Source organism: Aggregatibacter actinomycetemcomitans (assembly GCF_023518055.1).
Taxonomy (GTDB): Bacteria; Pseudomonadota; Gammaproteobacteria; order Enterobacterales; family Pasteurellaceae; genus Aggregatibacter; species Aggregatibacter actinomycetemcomitans.
The window spans coordinates 818962-840771 of sequence record NZ_CP085096.1 but is presented as its reverse complement, the minus strand read 5'-3'; the positions used below and the strand labels follow the sequence as shown (position 1 = coordinate 840771).

Below are 21810 nucleotides of genomic sequence, written 5' to 3'. Positions count from 1 at the left end.
TTGCTTACGCATTAGATACACTATCGCCAATTTTTTTCTCATTTTCTCAGAATTATAGGTAATTCAATGCGTACAAGTAAATATTTATTATCCACCTTAAAAGAAACCCCGGCAGAAGCGGCGGTGGTGAGCCACCAATTAATGTTGCGTGCGGGCATGATTCGTCCTCTCGCGTCCGGTTTATATAATTGGTTGCCGACCGGGCTTCGCGTATTAAAGAAAGTTGAAAATATTATTCGTGACGAAATGAATAAAAGCGGCGCCATTGAAGTGGAAATGCCGGTGGTGCAACCGGCGGAGTTGTGGCAGGAATCCGGTCGCTGGGAGCAATACGGTCCGGAATTGCTGCGTTTTGAGGATCGTGGCAACCGTAATTTTGTGTTAGGTCCGACTCACGAAGAAGTGATCACCGATTTAGTGCGTCGTGAAGTGAGTTCTTATCGTCAACTTCCCCTCAATTTGTATCAAATTCAAACCAAATTCCGCGATGAAGTGCGTCCGCGTTTCGGCGTGATGCGCGGGCGTGAATTTTTAATGAAAGATGCCTATTCCTTCCACACGTCAAAAGAAAGTTTGCAGGAAACCTACGATGTGATGTACCAAACCTACAGCAACATTTTCACCCGCTTAGGCTTGGATTTCCGCGCCGTGCAGGCGGACACCGGTTCCATCGGCGGCAGTGCGTCCCATGAGTTCCAAGTGCTTGCCAACAGCGGCGAAGATGATGTGATTTTCTCCACCGAATCCGATTACGCGGCAAATATTGAACTTGCCGAAGCCGTTGCCGTCGGCGAACGTGCGCAACCGACCAAAGCCATGGAATTAGTGGATACGCCGAAGGCAAAAACCATTGCGGAATTGGTGGAACAGTTCAATCTGCCGATTGAAAAAACCGTGAAAACTTTGATTGTGAAAGGCGCAAACGAAGAACAGCCGTTGGTGGCGTTAATCCTTCGTGGCGACCATGAATTAAATGAAGTGAAAGCGGAAAAACTGGCGGAAGTGGCTTCTCCCCTTGAATTTGCCGATGAAGCCGCCATTAAAGCGAAAATCGGCGCCGGCGTGGGTTCACTCGGTCCGGTCAACTTAAACATTCCGGTGATTATTGACCGCAGCGTGGCGTTAATGAGTGATTTCGGCGCCGGCGCCAATATTGACGGCAAGCATTATTTCAACATTAACTGGGAACGTGATGTGGCGTTGCCGAAAATCGCCGACATTCGTAATGTGGTGGAAGGCGATCCGAGCCCGGACGGCAAGGGCACGCTGTTGATTAAACGCGGCATTGAAGTGGGCCATATTTTCCAATTAGGCGACAAATATTCCCAAGCCATGAACGCTACCGTGCAAGGCGAAGACGGTCGCCCAATGGTGGTTACCATGGGCTGTTACGGTATCGGTGTGACCCGCGTGGTTGCCGCTGCCATCGAACAACATCACGATGAACGTGGCATTATTTGGCCGTCCGACGCCATTGCGCCGTTCAGCGTGGCGATTGTGCCGATGAATATGTACAAATCGGAAAGCGTGCAACAATTTGCCGAAGATTTATACCGCACTTTACAGGCGCAGGGCGTGGAAGTGATTTTCGATGACCGCAAAGAACGCCCGGGCGTGATGTTCGCCGACATGGAACTGATCGGCGTGCCGCATATGGTCGTCATCGGCGAGAAGAATCTGGCAAACGGTGAAATCGAATATAAAAATCGTCGCACCGGAGAGAAGCAGATGATCGCCAAAGCGCAGTTGTTGGATTTCCTGAAAAGCCAAATTAACGTATAGCAAACGGAAAAAAGTGCGGTCGAATTTTTAATTGAATTTCTGACCGCACTTTTGTGTGAGGAAGACATCAATCCTTAGATTTTATTGGCGATTTCCATTTGTTTGGAAATTGTCGCGACCAACCTGCTGAAAGTGAGCGATGGTTTCACCAAATTGGTACCGACCCTTGGTGCGCTGGCTTTTTATGGTTGTTCATTTTATTTTGTTTCCATTATTTTTCGTACGCTGTCGGTGGGCCTGGTGATTAATTTATTTTCGCAAACCTCGCACTGATTATATAATTCGCCCGTTGTGGTGAGTGAGGAGAGCAAAATGAAAGATTATGATCCGTTTCGCATTGAGTGGGATTGCCGACGCGGTATGTTGGAGTTGGATAAAGTGATTATGCCTTTTTATCAGCAACATTTTGCCCAATTAAGCGAACACCAAAAGGCTGTTTTTGTGCGCTTGCTGGCGTGTTCCGACTTGCAATTGTTTTCGTGGTTTTTTAATAACGGCACGATCGACGACCCGGAATTGTGCAAAATGGTGGCGGAAATTCAACAAAAATTAAATTTAACAAATTGATTTATAATGAATTAGTTCTCAATTTTGTTTTTTATAAAGAGACTGAACTTTTTTTCTTTCACTTCGTCTAACGCATTACAAGGGCTTGCTGGCTTTGAAATTAAAGCTTGTTAGACGTGATTATGAGGTTATATGGCTGAACAGCTAACAGATCAAGCTTTGGTAGAGAGGGTGCAGCAGGGCGATAAGAAAGCTTTCAACTTATTGGTATCGCGTTATCAAAATAAAGTGGCTGGATTACTGACTCGGTATATTTCACCGAATGATATTCCTGATGTTGTACAAGAATCATTTATAAAAGCGTATCGTTCCATTGATTCTTTTCGTGGTGATAGCGCCTTCTACACTTGGCTATATAGAATTGCAGTAAATACGGCAAAAAATTACTTAACTGCCCAGGGTCGTCGTCCGCCAAATGAAGATATTTTGGCTGAAGATGCGGAATCCTACGATGTGGGGACAAATTTACGGGATGTGGATACGCCCGAAAATGAGATGTTATCCAATGAATTGAAAAAGATTGTGTTTGATACGATCAAAAGCTTGCAGGAAGATTTACGCACGGCAATTACTTTACGCGAAATCGAAGGATTGAGTTATGAAGAAATTGCGGAAATCATGGATTGCCCTGTGGGAACCGTCAGATCGCGGATTTTCAGAGCGCGTGAAATCATTGAAAGCAAGGTCAAACCGCTTTTACAACGTTAATAAACAGCAACACAACCACGGTTGGTCGGAGTACGAAAATGCAAAAAGAATTACTTTCAGCATACATTGACGGTGAGCAAGTCAGCAGTGAACTCACCGAACAATTATGCCAAGATGCGGAATTGCAAGAAAGCTGGGCGAATTTTCATACAATTCGCGCGGTGATGCGTCAGGAGACAAATGTTTTCTTAAGTGCTGATTTCACTGCGAAAATGGAAAGTCTGATTGCGGAAGAAGAAATTGTTGTCGCACAACCGACCGTTTCTCAACCGTTACCGCAAGAAGTCGAATCTTCTCCGTTCATGCAAAAACTCAAATCATGGTTTGTGCCGATGACACAGGTTGCGGTGGCGGCGGGCGTCTGCTTAGTGGCTGTGTTAGGCGTGCAATCTTTGAACAGCAAGTCTGCGGTGCAAAATGCGCCGGATACCCCGGTGTTGCAAACATTACCGTTTAATAACGGGGTGCAGGAAGTGAGTTATAATGCGCCAAGTAAAGATGTGATTACCACCGAGCAGTTGGAACAAAAAAATAAACGTATCGGTGCGATGTTACAAAGTTACGAGTTACAACGTCGGGTTTACGGCGATTCCTTGAGTTTGGAACAAACCAGCGCCAAGTAAAATAATATGTTTTCCGGTATAACTGTTTGCTGAACATTCACCACCAATTTTGGTGGTGAATTTGTTTATTAGGAATTTGAAAATGTTAAAAACGCTTCTGAAAACCACCGCACTTTTCTTATTGTTGAGCTGTTCGCTTTCCTCCGTGGCGCAAGAGAATCTTTCGCCGAAGCAACTTTTAGGCGAAATGAAAAAAGCCGCGCAGCAGTTAAATTACGAATTTTCTTTCGTGCAAACCACACCGTCAAATATGGATTCTCTGCGCTATCGCCATTTTGTCGCCGACGGCAAAACTTATGCTCAGCTGGTTACGCTAGACGGTCCGCAACAAGAAATTGTGCAACGGGAGAATTTAATCAGTTATTTCCAGCCGAACTATCAGGCGTTTACCATTAACGGCTCCGGCATTATTGATAATTTACCGCCGTTGTCGCGTGCTAATTTTGATGCTTTGGAAAAATATTATGATTTCGTGAATATCGGGCGCAACCGTGTGGCGGATCATGTGGTGCAAACCATCCGAATTCTGCCGAAAGACGATTTCCGCTATCAGTATCTGGCGTTTATTGACGAAGAAAATCACCTGTTATTACGCACCGATATGCTTGATCGCGAAGGCAATTTATTAGATCAGTTCCGTGTGGTGAATTTATATATCGGCAATGAATTATCCGGCTTGCCGGCGTATTTGAACCGCGTCGTTTTCCCGCCGTTGTTAATGGATCAAAAAGCCAATAATCCCCCCGCGTTTAAATGGCAGCCCGGCTGGCTTCCACAAGGGTTTAAATTAGTGAATCATAGCATTGAATTGGACGGTGAAGAGAAAATTGAATCGCAACTTTACAGCGACGGTTTATTTTCTTTCACATTATATGTTTCCGATAAAATCGCCGAATCCACGCAGCAGGATAACACGTGGCGGCAGGGCGCTTACACGATTTATACCGAAAGCATGGAAAACAAAGAGATGACCATTATCGGGCAACTGCCGATTTCCACGGCAAAACGCATTGTGCAAGACATTGAATTCAGAAAATAGCAGGCGATTATGTTAACGGAAAGTGCGGTCGTTATTGAGTACGAATCCGGCAGAGCCAAAGTAAAATGCCAATCACAAAGCGCATGCGGCGCTTGCGCGGCAAAACCGGCGTGCGGTAATTCTGCCTTGTCGGAATTAGCCGGCAGCGGCGCGCGCGGCGAACATATTTTCACCATCGAGACCATTACGCCACTGAAAATCGGGCAACGGGTGGAAATCGGTTTGTCCGAACGTTCCTTAATCAAATCCGCCTTGCTCATGTATTGCGTGCCGCTATTTACTTTATTATTCAGCACGTTATTATTTGATTCGCTGTTTGCCCATGAGCTCGTCAGCGTCTTTTTTATCTTCATTTCCACTGCACTTTCTTTCCTTGGTGTGCGTTGGTATGCGCAAAAACTCAATCGCCAATCCGCCTACCAACCGGTGTTATTGCGCGTGTTATAAATCCCCACACACCGTTCGTTTTCTTTTCCGGGCTGTTATATAATTCAGCCCGTTCGTTCAATTTTCTTCAAGGAAACATTATGCTCCCTATGCTCGGCATTACCGGTTACAGCGGCAGCGGCAAAACCACGTTATTGGAAAAATTGCTTCCGCAATTAAAACAGTGCGGTTTACGTCCCGCCGTGATTAAACACAGCCATCACGATGTACAAATTGACAAGCCGGGCAAAGACAGCTGGCGCATGAAAGATGCCGGTGCCAGTCAAGTAATTATGGCGTGTGACCAACGCTGGGCGCTGATGACCGAAACCCCGCAACAACATATTTCCCTGCCGTATTTGTGCACGCAATTTGACGAGGCGTTAGCGGATTTAATTTTAGTAGAGGGCTTCAAACAAGAACCCATCGAAAAGATACTGTTACATCGCAAAGACATGACCAGACCGCTTCCGGAAATGGATGAATATGTTCTGGCTGTCGCCACGGATTACCCCTTAACCGCCCACAAGCCTCACTTGGATATTAACGATATTAAACAAATCGCCCAGTTTATTGTGATGTGGTACGAACAAAAGTGTGGCGGAAAAAAATAATGTTTTTTCTTACCGCACTTCAAGTGCTTGCTCTTGCTAACGTGCGGTTATTTTTGGAGTTTATAAACTTGGAATAGGAACGAGGACATTTTTATGAGAAACATCATTATCACCGGTGCCGGTGGGGATTTGGCGCAGGCAATCGTAAAACAACTGCCTGATGCCCGTTTGATTTTAATTGGCAGAGAAGCGGCGTTGTTGGAAAACCTGTATGCGTTTCATCCGCATAAAGCCTGTTTTCAGCTGGATATTTGCGATGAGCACGCTGTCGCTGCCTGCTTGCATGAGGTTGAGCAGCGTTATGGCGCGATAGATGTGTTGATCAATAACGCAGGCTATGCGGTGTATGATGATTTTGATTGCCTGACGACGGAAGAGGCGCGTAAGATGTTTGAAGTGAACGTGTTTGCCGGCATGACCTTTTGCCAACTTGTCGGACACAACATGAAAGCGCTTGGGCGTGGGCATATCGTCAATATCGTTTCTATGTCGGGATTTTTGGCATCTGCCAAATCCAGTCTGTACTCCGCCAGTAAATTTGCCATGATCGGCTACTCCGACGCCATCCGTTTGGAACTGGCGGATAAAGGTGTATTCGTCACCACCGTCAACCCCGGTCCGATCGCCACTAAGTTCTTCAAACAGGCGGATCCCGAGGGGACTTATCTAAAATCTATCAAGCCCTTTTTAATTCCGGTGGATTTGGTAGCACAAAAAATCGTCATGGCGTTGGGAAAAAATGTACGTGAAATCAATTTACCCCGCACCCTTGCCTTTGCCCGTAAATTTTATGTGTTATTCCCCAAAACCGCCGATTTCCTGGCAAGAACGCTGTTTAATTATAAATGATGGGAAATGACCGCACTTTTGGAGCAACATAGTAAAAAACCACTCAATTGAGTGGTTTTTTATTTTACTTAACATCAATTTATTTAACCGGAATTTCGGCTAATAATTTGGTGATTAACGACCAGAAAATTTGCACTGCCGGGATGTGGACTTTTTCGTCCGGGGAGTGGGCATTTTTGATGGTCGGGCCGATGGAAACCATGTCCATATTTGGGTAAATTTTCTTCAGCAAACCACATTCCAAGCCGGCGTGAATCACTTTAATAGCCGGTTCGTAGCCCAGCACTTGCGCATAAATTTTGTAGGTTAAGTCCACAATCGGTGAATGCGCTTGCGGTTCCCAGCCAGGATAAGAGCCGGAGAATTCGGCTTTTGCATCGCTCAATTGTGCCAAGGATTTCAACATTTCGGCAACATATTCTTTGCCGCTGTCAATCAGCGAGCGCACTAAAATGGTGGCTTTAATCCAATTTTCTTCGGTTTCTAACACGCCGACGCTAAGCGAAGTTTCCACAATATTTTCCAACACATCGCTGTTGCGAATTACGCCATTCGGCAATACATTTAATAAATGGATAATGTGTTCTGTGGTTAATGGTGTGAAAATCTTTGTCGGTTTATCAATCGGTTGTAATTCGAAAGAAAGATTCGGTTCAATTAATGCCAATTCGGTCTTCAATAAAACGCCGAAATTTTCCACCGCACTTTTCAGCCTGTCAACATCACCGTTGAAGTTTAAGGTGGCAAAGGCTTCGCGCGGAATGGCGTTGCGGATGGAACCACCGCGAATATCGCTTAACGCGAAATCAAAGTGCGGTTGATTTTGAGCGAGTTTTGCCAGGAAGCGAGCCAGCAATTTGATGGCATTGGCGCGTCCGGTGTGGATATCACAGCCGGAATGCCCGCCGCGTAAGCCTTTTAACACGATTTGCGTACTATGCGCGAAACGGTTGTTTTCATATTCAACGGGCAACGAAATGTTGGCGTTTTCACCGCCGGCACAGCCCACATAAATTTCCGCGTTTTCTTCCGTGTCGGTGTTGATCATGATGTCGCTTTGCAACCAGTTTGGGCATAACCCAATGGCGCCTTCCATGCCGCGTTCTTCTGTCATAGTGAGTAACACTTCGAGATCAGGATGCGGTAAGTCGTCGCTGTCCAGCACCGCTAAGGTCGCCGCCATACCGATGCCGTTATCGGCGCCTAATGTGGTGTTGGTGGCACGCACCCATTCGCCGTCGATATAAGGTTGAATCGGATCGGTGGCAAAATTATGCAAGCTGCCTTCGTTGGCTTGCGGCACCATATCCAAATGCGCCTGAAGGGCGACTTTTCGGCGATTTTCCATGCCTTTTGTTGCCGGTTTGCGAATTAACACGTTGCCCGCTTCATCGCGTTCGGCGTAAAAAGCTTTGCCTTTTGCCCAATTAACGATGAATTCCGCCAGGGCATTTTCTTGATAAGACGGATGGGGAATGACACAAATTTGATCGAACCATTTCCAGAGTAAATTCGGGGTTAATTTTTGTATTTCTGACATATTTCCTCCTTAAAAAATTAAGGAAAATAATAGCATAAAATGCCATTTCGGGTTATCCTAACGCCATTTTTATTTCCCGGGCAGCGCCCGCAAAGTTTCAGACAAGGTGTGTTTATGAGTGAAAAATATGTTGTGACGTGGGATATGTTCCATATGCACGCACGCAAATTATCCGAACGTTTGCTTCCGGCTTCACAGTGGAAAGGCATTGTTGCCGTGAGCCGTGGCGGTTTATTTCCGGCGGCGGTACTTGCCCGCGAATTAAGCATTCGTCATGTGGAAACTATTTGTATCGCCAGTTATAACCACGACACACAAGGCGAATTGCAGGTGTTACACGCCGCACAACTGGCGAACGGTGGTGAAGGATTTATCATCATTGACGATTTGGTGGATACCGGCAACACCGCGCGCGCTATTCGTGAAATGTACCCGAACGCCCGCCTTGTGACGGTTTTCGCGAAACCGGCCGGCGCGGAATTGGTAGATAATTATGTGGTAGATATTCCGCAAAATACCTGGATTGAACAACCTTGGGATATGGGCATTTGTTTCGTTCCTCCGCTTGCCAGAAAATAAAAAACAATCAGAAAATCTACCGCACTTTTTTTGCACCTAATAAAAACCATGAGCAGAATAACTCACGGTTTTTTTTTATTTTTTCCCTTTCTAGTAAAGACTGAAGGCTTGTAAATACGGCAATTTTCCGCGTTTTAATAACTCTTCGATACCATTTTTGTGATCGTTACCAAATCCCCGCAACTGGAAGGTGACGCCAATACTGTTATCATAGAAAATTTCATCATATTTTTGATTTTGGCGGCTGGTGACATAACGTCTGGCGCCTACACCGATGCTCCAACAGCAGGAGTTGTATTGTACGCCAAGGTATTGTTCCACCGGTTTCTTCAGCGCCAAATCCTGATAATAACGCCCGACCACCGCCCAATTGTCGGTGATTTCCCACGCTGCCTGCACGCCCAATTGTTTAATATCCTGATTATAACGATTAGCGCCGACATCCAGGTTTTGATCGATATATCTTTGGCTTGCGTAACGGTAAGTTAACTGAATTAAATTCTCTTTTTGCGGATTCCATTCTAATCCGGTATTTGCCAATGAAACCTGTTTTAACTGCGGATCATATTGATAACTTGCGCGCCAACGCCATTGGTCGCTTATTTTCCAGTTGGATTCCAATGCCCATGACGAAGATGCGCCGGAGGTTTTATTATTCGGGTTATCATCAATGCGGGACGGCTTTAAATAAAAGGTTTGCCCGATGGAAAAATTGAAGCGTTCTTCTTTTTCCACATCAAAGAAACGTGTAGTCCCTCCCAATGTTACCTGATTGGCAGAGGCTATTCGGTCCAAACCGCTGTAACGACGGTCACGGAATAAGGAGAAATAATCCTGTTGCAATAAAGTAGAATCGTAACCGAAACCAAGATATTGCGGATTTTTAGGTCCGATATTGCCTTGATTCTTATAAGGGCGATATAAATATTGAACGCGCGGTTCGAGGGTTTGGGTATAACCGTTGAACAAGGTTTTATTGGATGCCAATACCGTTTGCAATTCTACTTTAAACTGCGGTAATACACGGGTTACGCTGCGTTCCACCTTTTCATCTTCAGAAACAATCCTTCCGTTCTTTTGCTGATAATGGGTTGCGTAAAGTTTGGTTTCAAAGTTAATGCTGCCATAACGATTGGATAAGGTTTTGTTTAAGCCGGGTTCCAAATGGAAACGCCAGGCTTTTGGCATCTGAATGCTGTCGTTATCAAAGCGTGCCGCTTGCGAAAAAAGTTTGAAATCCAGGTTATTCCATAAATTATTTTTGTAATAATTGAAATCAATTTGCGGCAAAGTACGATATGGACCAATGGCCACTTCATCGAAAATCTGGAATTGTTTTGCCGAAATGGCAAGGTTGTAATTCGGTTGATAGTAGGCAATACGCGCTTTTTGATCGGCATAACCATCCGTACTGCTGCCGTATTCGGAATCAAAATCGGTGAAATAACGCTTGTCGCTGACCCGTGTATAATCCACATTCAAGCGCCAATTTTCCAAAAAGCTGGAACTGTGTAACCAGTGCAATAAATGGCGTTTGCGATTTTCTGCCGTGTAATCCGTTAATCGATCATTGCCTAAATATTCACCGGCAATTTTCCCTTCACCGAGTGGTGTTAAATAACGAAATTCGCCGTTGAACTGCCAACCCCGTTTTGACATATATTTCGGCGCAATGGTAGCGTCGTAATTCGGCGCGATGTTCCAATACACCGGTTGTGCATAGAAATAACCGTCGCGGCTGGAATGTCCGGCGGTAGGTACCAACAAACCGGAACGACGGCGATCGCCGATAGGCAGTTGGAAATACGGTGTGTAGAACACCGGTACACCATGCACGCGAAAACGGGCGTGCCACATTTCCGCATATTCTTCTTTCACATGTTGGCGCATTTCGCTGGCGTAAATAGACCAGGCATTATCATTCGGCAAACAGGAGGTAAAAGTGGCGTTTTTCATTAAGCGGTAATCTTCGCGCAATTCCACGCTTTTCGCCGAACCGCGCCCTTGGCGATCAACAAATTGATAATCGGCGTGTTGAATGTCGGTATCTTTGCTGTTGAGATGGATTTTGGCATCGCTGCCGAGTAAGTTGATTTGGTTGTCGCGATAATCAAATCCGCCGCGCGCAAAGGCATAACGCTGCACATTGCCGCCTTCGCCCGATTGTTGCATTTCCACCGCCGCGGATTTCAAATGGCGGTTACCTTGTTTGATGTCCACATTGCCTTGATAAAGGGCGCTGCTCGGCTGATTGATTTCTACTTTATCCGCTTCAATGTACACCGGCTGATCATTCGGATCGCCGGTCACCACTTCTCCGGTAAAATGCGGTACGCCTAATAAACATTGCTGATTCAAGTCTGCTGAGCTGTCGGCAGTATAAAGTGCGGTCAAAATTGACAGTGAAATTAACGTGTAATAATTTTTCTTCATCGGACAACCATTATTTGAGCCAAATTTAATGGGATTATACTGTAAAACGTAGGGGATCGCATTGTTTAATGTGGCGTTTTGTACGCGCACGCATTCCAGTGATCATCCACCAACCCCATGGATTGCATAAACGCATAACAGGTTGTCGGACCGACAAACACGAAGCCGCGTTTTTTCAGGGCTTTGGATAACGCGATTGAGGTTGCCGTTTGCGCCGGCACATGGCTTAACTCGGGCACGTCATGAATTTGCGGCTGATGATTCACGAAAGACCAAATAAAATGACTGAAATTTTCACCGCACTTTTGCATGGCAAGAAACGCCCGCGCATTGGTGACGATTGCCTGTAATTTAGCGCGATGGCGAATTAAGCCTGTATTTTGCATACAGTGATCGATATCGGCATCAGTCATTGCTGCGACTTTGTGCGGATCAAAATGGAAAAACGCCTGCCGATAAGCTTCCCGTTTTTTTAATACCGTAATCCACGACAGGCCCGCTTGCTGCCCTTCCAGACACAGTTTTTCAAATAATTTGCGATCATCAAATTGTGGTTTACCCCATTCGTTGTCGTGGTAATCCTGATAAATTTGTGAGTTTTCCGCCCATGTGCAACGTTTTTTCATAGGACTTCCTTTATATGAATATTTTTTGGTTTGACAGAAAAATAATGACTTTATTATAAAAATATTTCTTCGGCTAATAGTTAATTAAAATGAATAAAACTTGACTAAAATAAAAAAATACTGAGAATATTAGCCGCACTTTTATTTCATCTAAAGATAAAAGTGAATAGCGTTTAATTAAATTTAGAGGGATATATTATGTCTGGATTATTTGTTCAAACTGATCCGTCCCGTCGTCGTTATGGTGTCGCGGCGTTCGTGGCGATTATCGCCGGTGTGGTTTCTTCATTCGTAAAATGGGGCGCCGAGCACCCATTCCCACCACGTAGTCCGTTGGATTTATTCACCGCTGCCTGTAAAGATCCCAGCCAAGCCCTTGAGGTTTGTTCCCGTGCATTTTTAAACCCGCCGCATGTTTTCTTACGTGATTATATCGGTATTAATCCGACGGAAGCGGTGTTTACTTTCGCCGATTACGGATTTAACTGGATTGGCGTGACCCACATTACTTTCTCGGTTGTATTCGCACTGTTCTATTGTATCGTCGCAGAACGTTTCCCGAAAATTAAATTATGGCAAGGTATTCTGTTCAGTATTATTTGTAATATTGGTGTTCACTATATCGCTTTTCCATTACTTAATTTAACACCACAAATATCTGAGTTACCTTGGTATGAACATGTTTCCGAATTTGTCGGCCATGTTTTTTGGTTCTGGAGCATTGAGTTAATTCGTCGTGATTTACGTAACCGCATTACGCACGAGCCGGATCCGGAAGTGCCGTTAAATCAGCCATATCGTTAATCGAAACAAAAATCCTGCAAATGTATTTGTGGGATTTTTTATATCAGTTTGACTATGGCAACAAACTTTCCAGTCGCCACAATTCATTTAACGCTTCACGGCGGCGGATTAAATAGGCGTTGTCGCCGTCCACCATAACCTCCGCCGTTCTCGGGCGGGAATTGTAGTTGGAAGACATACTGGCGCCATAAGCTCCCGCAGAGCGTTGGGCTAAATAATCCCCTTCCGCAATGGCAAGTTTACGTTGTTTGCCGAGGAAATCCGAGGTTTCGCAAATCGGCCCCACCACGTCATAAATTTTCTCTTCGCGCGCTAAAGTGCGGTCGATTTCCAGAATGTTCATATAAGCCTGATATAACGCCGGGCGAATCATGTCGTTCATGCCCGCATCTACAATGGCGAAATTACGGCTTTCGTTGGATTTTAAATATTCCACTTTGGTCACCAAAATCCCCGCATTGGCGGTGATGGCGCGACCGGGCTCAACGATAATTTCCAACTCGTTGAACGCACTTAATTTTTCCCACAGGGCTTTGGCGTATTCCGTCGGGTGTGGTGGCGTTTCGTCGGTGTAAGTGACGCCTAAACCGCCGCCCAAATCCAAATGTTTCAACTGAATGCTGTCCTGTTTTAACTGTTCCATGAGCATGATTAACCGATCGGCGGCATCTAAAAATGGTTGTAATTCCGTGAGTTGCGAACCGATGTGACAATCCATACCGACAATTTCAATATTCGGCAGCGTTGTGGCTAATTTATACACCTCACGTGCCTGTTCCACACTCACACCGAACTTATTTTCTTTTAAACCGGTGGAAATGTAAGGGTGGGTGTGGGCGTCCACATCAGGATTGACGCGTAAAGATATGGGTGCGATTTTGCCTATGTCGCCAGCGACTTGATTAATGCGTAACAATTCTGCTTCCGATTCTATGTTAAAGCAACGAATGCCCACTTCCAGCGCGCGGGCGATTTCCCGGCGGGATTTCGCCACGCCGGAAAACACCACTTTATGCGCCTCACCGCCGGCGGCAAGCACCCGTTCCAATTCTCCTTGGGACACAATGTCAAAGCCGGAACCCAGTCTTGCCATGATGTTCAAAATAGCAATATTCGGATTGGATTTCACGGCGAAACACACTAAGTGCGGATGGTTTCCAAAGGCGTTCTCAAAAGCATACCAGTGGTGCTCAAGAGCGGCTTTGGAATAAACATATAAGGGCGTGCCGAACTCCTCGGCAAGTTGTTTGACCGGCAGATTTTCCACCATAAGTCGATCATATTGATATTGGAAAAAGTCCATAACATCGCCTGTAAAAATTATTTGGTCGCCTGATCGGCTGAATCTTGTGCAGGAAAATACAACGGACCTTTCACGCCACAGCCACTGCTTAAGGCACATAAGGTGACGAGTAAAAATAAGGAAATGAGTTTTTTCATCGGTTGCTCCTTGTTCTCAAATTTGACTGCTCTTTTTACCATTAAATCGGGCTTTGTGCTATCACAACGCGCAGAAAATCTTTATAATTCCCTCTTTACCAACATTTAGGGGAGTGGTTTTTATGAATATCATCGAGTTTCATCAGAAAATCGAGCAAGTTTGGGATGAAATTGAAGAACAACTGGAAGCGCAGGATTGCGATGTGGATTGCGAACGTCAGGGTTCCGTGTTCACCATCACCCTTGGCGATCGCAGCCAAATCGTGATCAACAAACAGGAATCGTTATTGGAATTATGGCTGGCGAGCCACAACGGCGGCTTTCATTTTGCCTATAAAGAAGACGGACGTTGGGTCAGTAACGACGGTTTGGATTTCTGGCAGGCGCTCACCGAAGCCCTTGCTAAACACGGCGAACAGGTTCAATTTAATCAATGAGCGACCTTAACCCGTCCAAACCAACAAAAAGTGCGGTAGATTTTGCCGATGAATCGTCGGTAAATTCCACCGCACTTCATGCTTCCGCATTGCACGTTTTGCATTCGGTTTTCGGCTATCAATCCTTCCGCAAAGGGCAGCAGGAAATCATCAATGCGGTACTTAACGGGCAGGATTGTTTGGTGATTATGGCGACGGGCACGGGCAAATCGTTGTGTTATCAAATTCCCGCCCTTTGTTTTGACGGCACGACGCTGGTGGTTTCACCGTTGATTTCCCTGATGAAAGACCAAGTGGATCAGCTGCGCGCCAACGGCGTGGAAGCGGATTATTTAAATTCCACACAAACCTTCGAAGAACAGCAACAGGTGCAGAATCGGGCAATTTCCGGGCAATTAAAATTATTGTATTTATCGCCGGAAAAAGTCATGACCAGCAGCTTTTTCCAATTTATTTCTTTATGCCAAGTGAGTTTTATCGCCATTGATGAAGCGCACTGCATTTCCCAATGGGGACACGATTTCCGTCCCGAATATACCCAACTCGGCGGCTTAAAAGGCAGCTTTCCGAACGTGCCGATCATGGCGCTCACTGCTACAGCGGATCAGACTACACAACAAGACATCCTGCAAAATCTCCGACTAAATCGACCGCACTTTTATGTGGGCAGCTTCGATCGCCCGAACATTCGTTACACCTTGGTGGAAAAATTCAAACCCATGGAACAGCTTTGCCGTTTCGTGCTGGCGCAAAAGGGCAAGAGCGGCATTGTGTATTGCAACAGCCGCAATAAAGTGGAACGTATCGCGGAAACCCTGTACAACAAAGGCGTGCGGGCGGCGGCGTATCATGCCGGCATGGAAAACGGCTTGCGCGAAAAAGTACAACGGGATTTTCAGCGTGACAACATTCAAGTGGTGGTGGCGACCATTGCGTTCGGCATGGGCATTAATAAATCCAACGTGCGCTTTGTGGCACATTTTGACCTGCCGCGCAGCATCGAATCCTACTATCAGGAAACCGGTCGTGCGGGGCGCGATGATTTGCCGGCGGAAGCGGTATTGTTTTACGACCCGGCAGATTATGTGTGGCTCAACAAAATGCTGATGGAAAAGCCGGAAACGCCGCAACGGCAGATTGAACAGCACAAATTGCAAGCCATCGGTGAATTTGCCGAAAGCCAAACCTGCCGTCGTTTGGTTTTATTGAATTATTTCGGCGAACATCGCCAAACGCCCTGTCAAAATTGCGATATTTGTCTCGATCCGCCGAAAAAATATAACGGCTTGTTGGATGCGCAAAAAATCATGTCGGCGATTTATCGCACCGGTCAATGTTATGGCGCGCATTATGTCATCGCCGTATTGCGTGGCATGAACAATCAGAAAATTCGTGACCAACACCATGATCAATTAAGCGTGTACGGCATTGGCAAAGAACATGGCACGGAATATTGGCAGTCGGTATTGCGCCAGTTGGTTCACTTGGGGTTGGTACGCCAAATCATCGGCGAATACGGCAACACCTTACAATTAACGGAAAACGCCAAACCGATTCTACGCGGAGAAGAACCGCTGGAATTGGCAACTCCTCGCCTGTCTTCCATTGTCACTACCGCCATGACGCCCAAAAGTGCGGTGGGTTCTTACGACAAAGATCTGTTTGCCCGCTTGCGCTTTCTGCGTAAACAAATTGCCGATAAGGAAAATATTCCGCCGTATATTGTGTTTAACGACGCAACGCTACAAGAAATGGCGCAATATCAACCTGTCAGTAACATTGAAATGCTGCAAATCAACGGCGTTGGCGCCATTAAACTGGAGCGTTTCGGGCAGGCATTTCTCACCTTGATCCGCGAACATAAAAGTGCCCGCGCCGGCGAATAATCCCCGCCACCGCTTCGGCGCACTTATTTTTAGCTAATTGCACAAAATTTTGCTATAATCCCGCCCGATTTTTTACGAATTACACAGAGAAGAATTATGTCAACAAATACTCCTGAAACTTATGGTGCAAACAGTATTAAAGTGCTGAAAGGGCTTGATGCGGTGCGTAAACGTCCCGGAATGTATATCGGTGACACAGACGATGGAACGGGTTTACACCATATGGTTTTTGAAGTGGTGGATAACGCCATTGACGAAGCCTTGGCAGGGTATTGCGACGACATCGTAGTCACTATTCATTCCGACAATTCCGTTTCCGTACAAGACGATGGGCGCGGTATTCCGGTGGATATTCACCCGGAAGAAGGCGTTTCCGCTGCCGAAGTGATCATGACCGTGTTACACGCCGGCGGTAAATTTGACGATAACTCCTATAAAGTATCCGGCGGTTTGCACGGCGTGGGGGTATCCGTGGTAAACGCGCTGTCCGACAAGTTACAGCTCACCATTCGCCGTCAAGGCAAGGTGCACGAGCAATTTTACAGCCTCGGCGATCCGCAAGCGCCGTTAGCCGTCATCGGCGAAACCACGCAAACCGGTACCACCGTGCGTTTCTGGCCAAGCCCGACTATCTTCACTAATATTGAATTTGAATACGATATTTTAGCCAAGCGTTTAAGAGAGTTGTCTTTCTTAAACTCTGGCGTGTCCATTCGTTTAATTGACGAACGTACCGACAAACAAGACCACTTCCATTACAAAGGTGGCATTCAGGCGTTCGTTGAATATATCAACCGCGGTAAAACCCCGATTCATCCGAAACCTTTCTATTTTTCCGCTGAAAAAGATGGCATTGGTGTAGAAATTGCGTTGCAATGGAACGACGGTTACGCGGAAAACATTTATTGTTTCACCAACAACATTCCGCAACGGGACGGCGGTACGCACTTAGCCGGTTTCCGTGGCGCAATGACCCGCACCTTGAACAACTACATGGAAAACGAAGGCTACACCAAGAAATCCAAAGTGGCGACTTCCGGTGATGATGCCCGTGAAGGCTTGGTGGCGGTGATTTCCGTGAAAGTACCGGATCCGAAATTCTCTTCTCAAACAAAAGACAAACTGGTTTCCTCCGAAGTGAAAAGTGCGGTGGAATCCCTGATGAACGAATATTTACAAACCTATTTGTTGGAAAACCCGAACGATGTAAAAATCATCGTGACCAAAATTATTGATGCCGCGCGTGCCCGTGAAGCCGCCCGCAAAGCCCGCGAAATGACCCGTCGTAAAGGCGCGTTGGATTTAGGCGGCTTGCCGGGCAAATTGGCGGATTGTCAGGAACGCGATCCGGCGTTATCCGAGCTTTACATCGTGGAGGGGGACTCTGCGGGCGGTTCCGCAAAACAAGGGCGTAACCGTAAAAACCAAGCGATTTTGCCGTTAAAAGGGAAAATCCTGAACGTGGAAAAAGCCCGTTTCGACAAAATGTTGTCTTCTGCGGAAGTGGGCACATTAATTACCGCATTGGGCTGCGGTATCGGCCGTGACGAATATAATCCCGACAAATTGCGCTATCACAGCATCATCATCATGACCGATGCGGACGTGGACGGTTCCCACATTCGTACTTTATTGTTAACGTTCTTCTATCGCCAAATGCCGGAACTGATTGAGCGCGGTTACGTTTATATTGCCCAGCCGCCGCTCTATAAAGTGAAAAAAGGTAAGCAGGAACAATACATTAAAGATGACGAAGCGATGGCGGAATTTGAACTGGCGATTGCGTTGGAAAATGCCGCGCTTTATGTGAATGAAAGTGCACCGGGTATGCAAGGCGTGGCGTTGCAAAACTTGGCGTCCGAATATCTTGCCGTACAAAAAATGATTGCCCGCTTAACCCGCTATTATCCGGAAAGCGTGTTAAAAGAATTGATTTATCAACCGGCGTTGACCACTGCACTGATGCAGCAGGAAAGTGCGGTCAATTCCTGGGCCGATTCTCTGGTTGCCACCTTAAATATGAAAGAAACCGACGGCAGACATTATAGCTATCGTCTGCAATTTAACGCCGAACGGAATTTGTACGAAGTGGTATTAACGGTGAGAACACACGGTATTGATACGGATTATTTCCTCAATTTCCAATTCGCCACCGGTAGCGAATATACCCGCCTAATCGCCCTAGGCGAAAAATTAGTTGACTTGTTGGAAGGCAGCGCCTATGTGATGCGTGGTGAGCGCAAAGTGGCGGTGGGTTCTTTTGAACAGGCAATTGAGTGGCTGATGAGAGAATCCCGTCGCGGCTTAATGATCCAACGTTATAAAGGCTTGGGCGAGATGAATCCTGAGCAACTTTGGGAAACCACCATGGATCCGAATATCCGCCGTATGTTGAAAGTATCGATTAAAGATGCCGTGGCGGCAGATCAACTTTTCACCACCTTAATGGGTGAAGAAGTGGAGCCGCGTCGCGATTTCATCGAAAGCAATGCGTTAAGAGCAAATCTGGATATTTAAAATCCACTTTAAAAAAACACCGCACTTTCGGTTTAAAGTGCGGTGTTTTTTTCGTTATTTTCTTAGCTTCACCAATTCCACTTCATGGTTCGCCCCTTTTTTCAAAATAAGGTTCGCACGCTCACGAGTCGGTAAAATATTTTCTTTCAGATTCAATCCGTTAATTTCATCCCAGATTTTTCCTGCCGTTTCGGTGGCTTCCTGTTCGGACAGGTTGGCATAATGTTTGAAATAAGAACTCGGATTGGAAAACGCACTTTGGCGGAATTTCAGGAAACGACGGATATACCATTCTTTCAGTAATGTTTCTTCCGCATCCACATAAATGGAAAAATCCACAAAATCCGAAACGAACAGCTCATTGGCCTGATTTTTGTTCGGTTGTAACACATTCAATCCTTCCAGAATCAGAATGTCGGGCTGATCGATAACATTAAATTGATCGGGAACAATGTCATAGGTTAAATGTGAATAAATAGGCGCGCTGACATTGGGTTTGCCGGATTTTATGTCGGCTAAAAAATGAATCAGTTTCGGCGTGTTATAAGAAATCGGAAAACCTTTTTTATGCAGCAAATTATGTTGTTGCAAATAGGATAAAGGATGCAGGAAACCATCGGTCGTGATCAAATCAACTTTTCGCTCCTGCGGCCAATGGCTTAATAAGGATTGCAAAATCCGCGCCGAAGTACTTTTTCCTACCGCCACGCTACCTGCAATACTAATAATGTAAGGCACTTTCGGGCTTTGACCGCCAAGAAAACGGTGCAACACGTCCTGACGACGAATGTTTTCATCTATATAGTAGTTAATCAAACGGGTTAACGGTAAATAGATAGTACGGACTTCATCAAGGGAAAGTGCTTCGTTAATACCAAGCAACGGTTTGAGATCTTGCTCGGTTAATTTTAACGGTACGGATTTGCGCAATTCCGCCCAACGTTGTCGATTAAACGACAAAAACGGCATAAGCTGCTCCGAAATAGAATGAGAAACCGGAAATTCCACGTGTTGAATTACTCTTTTTAGCCAAATATAGGTTGCAAAATATACCTTATAAATAAGAGATTGAGCAGTAAAAATTTAGCATAATCAGGTAAATTAGACGAAGATAAATTGTTTTTGTTTGATAATTAAACGAATAATTGAAAAAAACTTTATTTACTAAAAAAAAACTTGTCAGGCATGAAAAAAGCCCTATAATACGCGTCACTTGTTTTCGACGCCGACTTAGCTCAGTAGGTAGAGCAACTGACTTGTAATCAGTAGGTCATCAGTTCGATTCCGATAGTCGGCACCATTTCTCGCAATACAAGTTCAAACTTAGAGTGGAGGGATTCCCGAGCGGCCAAAGGGAGCAGACTGTAAATCTGCCGGCTCAGCCTTCGAAGGTTCGAATCCTTCTCCCTCCACCATTATCTAAGAGTAACCGATGGGACAGATGAATTAAGAACGGCGGGCATCGTATAATGGCTATTACCTTAGCCTTCCAAGCTAATGACGCGGGTTCGATTCCCGCTGCCCGCTCCAAGCGCTGATATAGCTCAGTTGGTAGAGCGCACCCTTGGTAAGGGTGAGGTCGGCAGTTCGAATCTGCCTATCAGCACCACTTCTTAATAATCTCTCCATTACAAATTTTAATACTTTGGTTAATCTGGTAAGTTGAACCATCGATAACCGTGTTTGTTTAGAGGGACTCTCAATGTCTAAAGAAAAATTTGAACGTACAAAACCGCACGTTAACGTGGGTACAATCGGCCACGTTGACCATGGTAAAACCACTTTAACAGCAGCTATCACTACCGTATTGGCAAAACACTACGGCGGTGCAGCACGTGCATTTGACCAAATCGATAATGCACCTGAAGAAAAAGCGCGTGGTATCACCATCAACACTTCACACGTTGAATATGACACCCCAACCCGTCACTATGCACACGTTGACTGCCCGGGACACGCCGACTATGTGAAAAACATGATTACCGGTGCGGCGCAAATGGACGGTGCTATCTTAGTAGTAGCAGCAACCGACGGTCCTATGCCACAAACTCGTGAGCACATCTTATTAGGTCGCCAAGTAGGTGTTCCTTACATCATCGTATTCTTAAACAAATGCGACATGGTAGATGACGAAGAGTTATTAGAATTAGTTGAAATGGAAGTTCGTGAACTTCTTTCTCAATATGACTTCCCGGGCGATGACACCCCAATCGTACGCGGTTCTGCATTAAAAGCGCTTGAAGGCGATGCCGCATGGGAAGAAAAAATCCTTGAATTAGCAAACCATTTAGATACTTACATCCCGGAACCTGAGCGTGCTATCGACCAACCGTTCCTTCTTCCAATTGAAGATGTGTTCTCTATCTCCGGTCGTGGTACCGTAGTAACGGGTCGTGTTGAGCGCGGTATCATCCGTACCGGTGATGAAGTTGAAATCGTGGGTATCAAACCGACTGCAAAAACCACCGTAACCGGTGTTGAAATGTTCCGTAAATTACTTGACGAAGGTCGTGCGGGTGAAAACATCGGTGCATTATTGCGTGGTACTAAACGTGAAGAAATCGAACGTGGTCAGGTATTGGCGAAACCGGGTTCAATCACCCCGCACACTGACTTCGAATCTGAAGTGTACGTATTGTCCAAAGAAGAAGGTGGTCGTCATACTCCATTCTTCAAAGGTTACCGTCCACAATTCTATTTCCGTACAACTGACGTAACCGGTACTATCGAGTTACCTGAAGGCGTGGAAATGGTTATGCCCGGTGATAACATCAAAATGACCGTATCCTTAATTCACCCAATTGCGATGGACCAAGGTTTACGTTTCGCTATCCGTGAAGGTGGCCGTACAGTGGGTGCCGGCGTGGTAGCTAAAATTATCAAATAATTGATAAGACAAACCAAAGTAAAACTGAAAAGGCGTATCGAAAGGTACGCCTT

The 21810-nt window shown here is 45.7% G+C and carries 20 protein-coding genes, 4 tRNA genes and 1 pseudogene; 19 read left to right on the top strand and 6 right to left on the bottom strand.

All coding sequences use genetic code 11. The features are described 5' to 3' along the window. Positions 1-66 precede the first annotated feature (66 nt). From proS to LIN98_RS04320, 9 genes and pseudogenes are all read left to right on the top strand, one after another. Positions 67-1782, top strand: coding sequence for a proline--tRNA ligase (gene proS, locus LIN98_RS04360; RefSeq protein ID WP_005566900.1), 1716 nt, complete (start codon positions 67-69; stop codon positions 1780-1782). 78 nt (positions 1783-1860) lie between these two features. After that, positions 1861-2040, top strand: a pseudogene (locus LIN98_RS04355) (DMT family transporter); the annotation flags it as partial. Positions 2041-2094: 54 nt separating this feature from the next. Next, positions 2095-2349, top strand: a complete 255-nt coding sequence (locus LIN98_RS04350; protein WP_005546853.1) for an FAD assembly factor SdhE — start codon at positions 2095-2097, stop codon at positions 2347-2349. Between the two features lie 132 nt (positions 2350-2481). Then, on the top strand, positions 2482-3057 hold the full coding sequence (gene rpoE / locus LIN98_RS04345; RefSeq protein WP_005543553.1) for an RNA polymerase sigma factor RpoE: 576 nt from the start codon (positions 2482-2484) through the stop codon (positions 3055-3057). A gap of 38 nt (positions 3058-3095) precedes the next feature. Next, positions 3096-3680, top strand: coding sequence for a sigma-E factor negative regulatory protein (locus LIN98_RS04340; RefSeq protein WP_005546855.1), 585 nt, complete (start codon positions 3096-3098; stop codon positions 3678-3680). Positions 3681-3762: 82 nt separating this feature from the next. Further along, positions 3763-4719: a sigma-E factor regulatory protein RseB gene (gene rseB, locus LIN98_RS04335; RefSeq protein WP_005546857.1), complete on the top strand. Its 957-nt coding sequence runs from the start codon at positions 3763-3765 to the stop codon at positions 4717-4719. Between the two features lie 9 nt (positions 4720-4728). Then, positions 4729-5166, top strand: coding sequence for a SoxR reducing system RseC family protein (locus tag LIN98_RS04330; RefSeq protein ID WP_005546859.1), 438 nt, complete (start codon positions 4729-4731; stop codon positions 5164-5166). A gap of 80 nt (positions 5167-5246) precedes the next feature. Next, complete coding sequence (mobB, locus tag LIN98_RS04325) at positions 5247-5759, top strand: molybdopterin-guanine dinucleotide biosynthesis protein MobB (RefSeq protein ID WP_005546861.1); 513 nt, start codon at positions 5247-5249, stop codon at positions 5757-5759. Between the two features lie 93 nt (positions 5760-5852). Continuing rightward, a complete protein-coding gene (locus LIN98_RS04320; protein WP_005546863.1) occupies positions 5853-6608 on the top strand; it encodes an SDR family NAD(P)-dependent oxidoreductase in 756 nt (251 codons plus the stop codon). 79 nt (positions 6609-6687) lie between these two features. Here the strand turns inward: LIN98_RS04320 and LIN98_RS04315 are convergent, their stop codons facing one another. After that, complete coding sequence (locus LIN98_RS04315) at positions 6688-8148, bottom strand: aminoacyl-histidine dipeptidase (protein ID WP_005572179.1); 1461 nt, start codon at positions 8146-8148, stop codon at positions 6688-6690. A gap of 114 nt (positions 8149-8262) precedes the next feature. On the opposite strand from LIN98_RS04315, the gene gpt reads away from it, so the two are divergent. Then, positions 8263-8727 carry a xanthine phosphoribosyltransferase gene (gene gpt, locus LIN98_RS04310; protein ID WP_005546869.1) on the top strand — a complete coding sequence of 155 codons (465 nt, stop codon included), beginning with the start codon at positions 8263-8265 and terminating at the stop codon, positions 8725-8727. A gap of 90 nt (positions 8728-8817) precedes the next feature. On the opposite strand, the gene lptD is transcribed toward gpt, so the two are convergent. Continuing rightward, on the bottom strand, positions 8818-11160 hold the full coding sequence (lptD, locus tag LIN98_RS04305; RefSeq protein WP_222859855.1) for an LPS assembly protein LptD: 2343 nt from the start codon (positions 11158-11160) through the stop codon (positions 8818-8820). A gap of 65 nt (positions 11161-11225) precedes the next feature. Then, on the bottom strand, positions 11226-11786 hold the full coding sequence (locus tag LIN98_RS04300; RefSeq protein WP_005546873.1) for a DNA-3-methyladenine glycosylase I: 561 nt from the start codon (positions 11784-11786) through the stop codon (positions 11226-11228). Between the two features lie 198 nt (positions 11787-11984). Here LIN98_RS04300 and LIN98_RS04295 point away from each other — a divergent pair, with 198 nt between their 5' ends. Further along, positions 11985-12590 carry a YagU family protein gene (locus tag LIN98_RS04295; RefSeq protein ID WP_005540687.1) on the top strand — a complete coding sequence of 202 codons (606 nt, stop codon included), beginning with the start codon at positions 11985-11987 and terminating at the stop codon, positions 12588-12590. A 52-nt stretch (positions 12591-12642) separates the two neighbouring features. Here the strand turns inward: LIN98_RS04295 and lysA are convergent, their stop codons facing one another. Next, the gene (lysA, locus tag LIN98_RS04290) at positions 12643-13893 is read right to left on the bottom strand and encodes a diaminopimelate decarboxylase (RefSeq protein ID WP_005546877.1); all 1251 of its coding nucleotides are present in this window, start codon (positions 13891-13893) and stop codon (positions 12643-12645) included. A 17-nt stretch (positions 13894-13910) separates the two neighbouring features. Continuing rightward, positions 13911-14030 carry an LPS translocon maturation chaperone LptM gene (gene lptM, locus LIN98_RS04285; protein ID WP_148322040.1) on the bottom strand — a complete coding sequence of 40 codons (120 nt, stop codon included), beginning with the start codon at positions 14028-14030 and terminating at the stop codon, positions 13911-13913. Between the two features lie 122 nt (positions 14031-14152). Here lptM and cyaY point away from each other — a divergent pair, with 122 nt between their 5' ends. From cyaY to gyrB, 3 genes are all read left to right on the top strand, one after another. Next, positions 14153-14467 carry an iron donor protein CyaY gene (cyaY, locus tag LIN98_RS04280; protein WP_005540693.1) on the top strand — a complete coding sequence of 105 codons (315 nt, stop codon included), beginning with the start codon at positions 14153-14155 and terminating at the stop codon, positions 14465-14467. Next, positions 14464-16353, top strand: coding sequence for a DNA helicase RecQ (recQ, locus tag LIN98_RS04275; RefSeq protein WP_005566895.1), 1890 nt, complete (start codon positions 14464-14466; stop codon positions 16351-16353). The genes cyaY and recQ overlap by 4 nt, the downstream gene beginning before the upstream one ends. A gap of 96 nt (positions 16354-16449) precedes the next feature. Continuing rightward, on the top strand, positions 16450-18870 hold the full coding sequence (gyrB, locus tag LIN98_RS04270) for a DNA topoisomerase (ATP-hydrolyzing) subunit B (protein WP_033000526.1): 2421 nt from the start codon (positions 16450-16452) through the stop codon (positions 18868-18870). Positions 18871-18924: 54 nt separating this feature from the next. Here the strand turns inward: gyrB and coaA are convergent, their stop codons facing one another. Next, positions 18925-19839, bottom strand: coding sequence for a type I pantothenate kinase (gene coaA / locus LIN98_RS04265; RefSeq protein ID WP_005546885.1), 915 nt, complete (start codon positions 19837-19839; stop codon positions 18925-18927). Positions 19840-20094: 255 nt separating this feature from the next. Here coaA and LIN98_RS04260 point away from each other — a divergent pair. The 5 genes from LIN98_RS04260 to tuf all read left to right on the top strand — a co-directional run bounded on the left by LIN98_RS04260 (position 20095) and on the right by tuf (position 21757). Further along, positions 20095-20170 (top strand) — tRNA-Thr (locus LIN98_RS04260). A 30-nt stretch (positions 20171-20200) separates the two neighbouring features. Continuing rightward, positions 20201-20285: transfer RNA gene (locus LIN98_RS04255), tRNA-Tyr, on the top strand. A gap of 40 nt (positions 20286-20325) precedes the next feature. Continuing rightward, positions 20326-20400, top strand: a tRNA-Gly gene (locus LIN98_RS04250). A gap of 3 nt (positions 20401-20403) precedes the next feature. Then, positions 20404-20479 (top strand) — tRNA-Thr (locus LIN98_RS04245). Between the two features lie 93 nt (positions 20480-20572). Further along, complete coding sequence (tuf, locus tag LIN98_RS04240) at positions 20573-21757, top strand: elongation factor Tu (RefSeq protein WP_014167500.1); 1185 nt, start codon at positions 20573-20575, stop codon at positions 21755-21757. Positions 21758-21810: the final 53 nt, after the last annotated feature.

Bases quoted from the DNA above. Each gene is read 5' to 3' on its own strand.
- rseB (WP_005546857.1), top strand. From the start codon at position 3,763: ATGTTAAAAACGCTTCTGAAAACCACCGCACTTTTCTTATTGTTGAGC.
- mobB (WP_005546861.1), top strand. From the start codon at position 5,247: ATGCTCCCTATGCTCGGCATTACCGGTTACAGCGGCAGCGGCAAAACC.
- lptD (WP_222859855.1), bottom strand. From the start codon at position 11,160: ATGAAGAAAAATTATTACACGTTAATTTCACTGTCAATTTTGACCGCA.
- gyrB (WP_033000526.1), top strand. From the start codon at position 16,450: ATGTCAACAAATACTCCTGAAACTTATGGTGCAAACAGTATTAAAGTG.
- cyaY (WP_005540693.1), top strand. From the start codon at position 14,153: ATGAATATCATCGAGTTTCATCAGAAAATCGAGCAAGTTTGGGATGAA.
- LIN98_RS04295 (WP_005540687.1), top strand. From the start codon at position 11,985: ATGTCTGGATTATTTGTTCAAACTGATCCGTCCCGTCGTCGTTATGGT.
- rpoE (WP_005543553.1), top strand. From the start codon at position 2,482: ATGGCTGAACAGCTAACAGATCAAGCTTTGGTAGAGAGGGTGCAGCAG.
- lysA (WP_005546877.1), bottom strand. From the start codon at position 13,893: ATGGACTTTTTCCAATATCAATATGATCGACTTATGGTGGAAAATCTG.
- LIN98_RS04330 (WP_005546859.1), top strand. From the start codon at position 4,729: ATGTTAACGGAAAGTGCGGTCGTTATTGAGTACGAATCCGGCAGAGCC.
- coaA (WP_005546885.1), bottom strand. From the start codon at position 19,839: ATGCCGTTTTTGTCGTTTAATCGACAACGTTGGGCGGAATTGCGCAAA.
- gpt (WP_005546869.1), top strand. From the start codon at position 8,263: ATGAGTGAAAAATATGTTGTGACGTGGGATATGTTCCATATGCACGCA.
- recQ (WP_005566895.1), top strand. From the start codon at position 14,464: ATGAGCGACCTTAACCCGTCCAAACCAACAAAAAGTGCGGTAGATTTT.
- LIN98_RS04315 (WP_005572179.1), bottom strand. From the start codon at position 8,148: ATGTCAGAAATACAAAAATTAACCCCGAATTTACTCTGGAAATGGTTC.
- LIN98_RS04300 (WP_005546873.1), bottom strand. From the start codon at position 11,786: ATGAAAAAACGTTGCACATGGGCGGAAAACTCACAAATTTATCAGGAT.
- LIN98_RS04350 (WP_005546853.1), top strand. From the start codon at position 2,095: ATGAAAGATTATGATCCGTTTCGCATTGAGTGGGATTGCCGACGCGGT.
- proS (WP_005566900.1), top strand. From the start codon at position 67: ATGCGTACAAGTAAATATTTATTATCCACCTTAAAAGAAACCCCGGCA.
- LIN98_RS04320 (WP_005546863.1), top strand. From the start codon at position 5,853: ATGAGAAACATCATTATCACCGGTGCCGGTGGGGATTTGGCGCAGGCA.
- lptM (WP_148322040.1), bottom strand. From the start codon at position 14,030: ATGAAAAAACTCATTTCCTTATTTTTACTCGTCACCTTATGTGCCTTA.
- tuf (WP_014167500.1), top strand. From the start codon at position 20,573: ATGTCTAAAGAAAAATTTGAACGTACAAAACCGCACGTTAACGTGGGT.
- LIN98_RS04340 (WP_005546855.1), top strand. From the start codon at position 3,096: ATGCAAAAAGAATTACTTTCAGCATACATTGACGGTGAGCAAGTCAGC.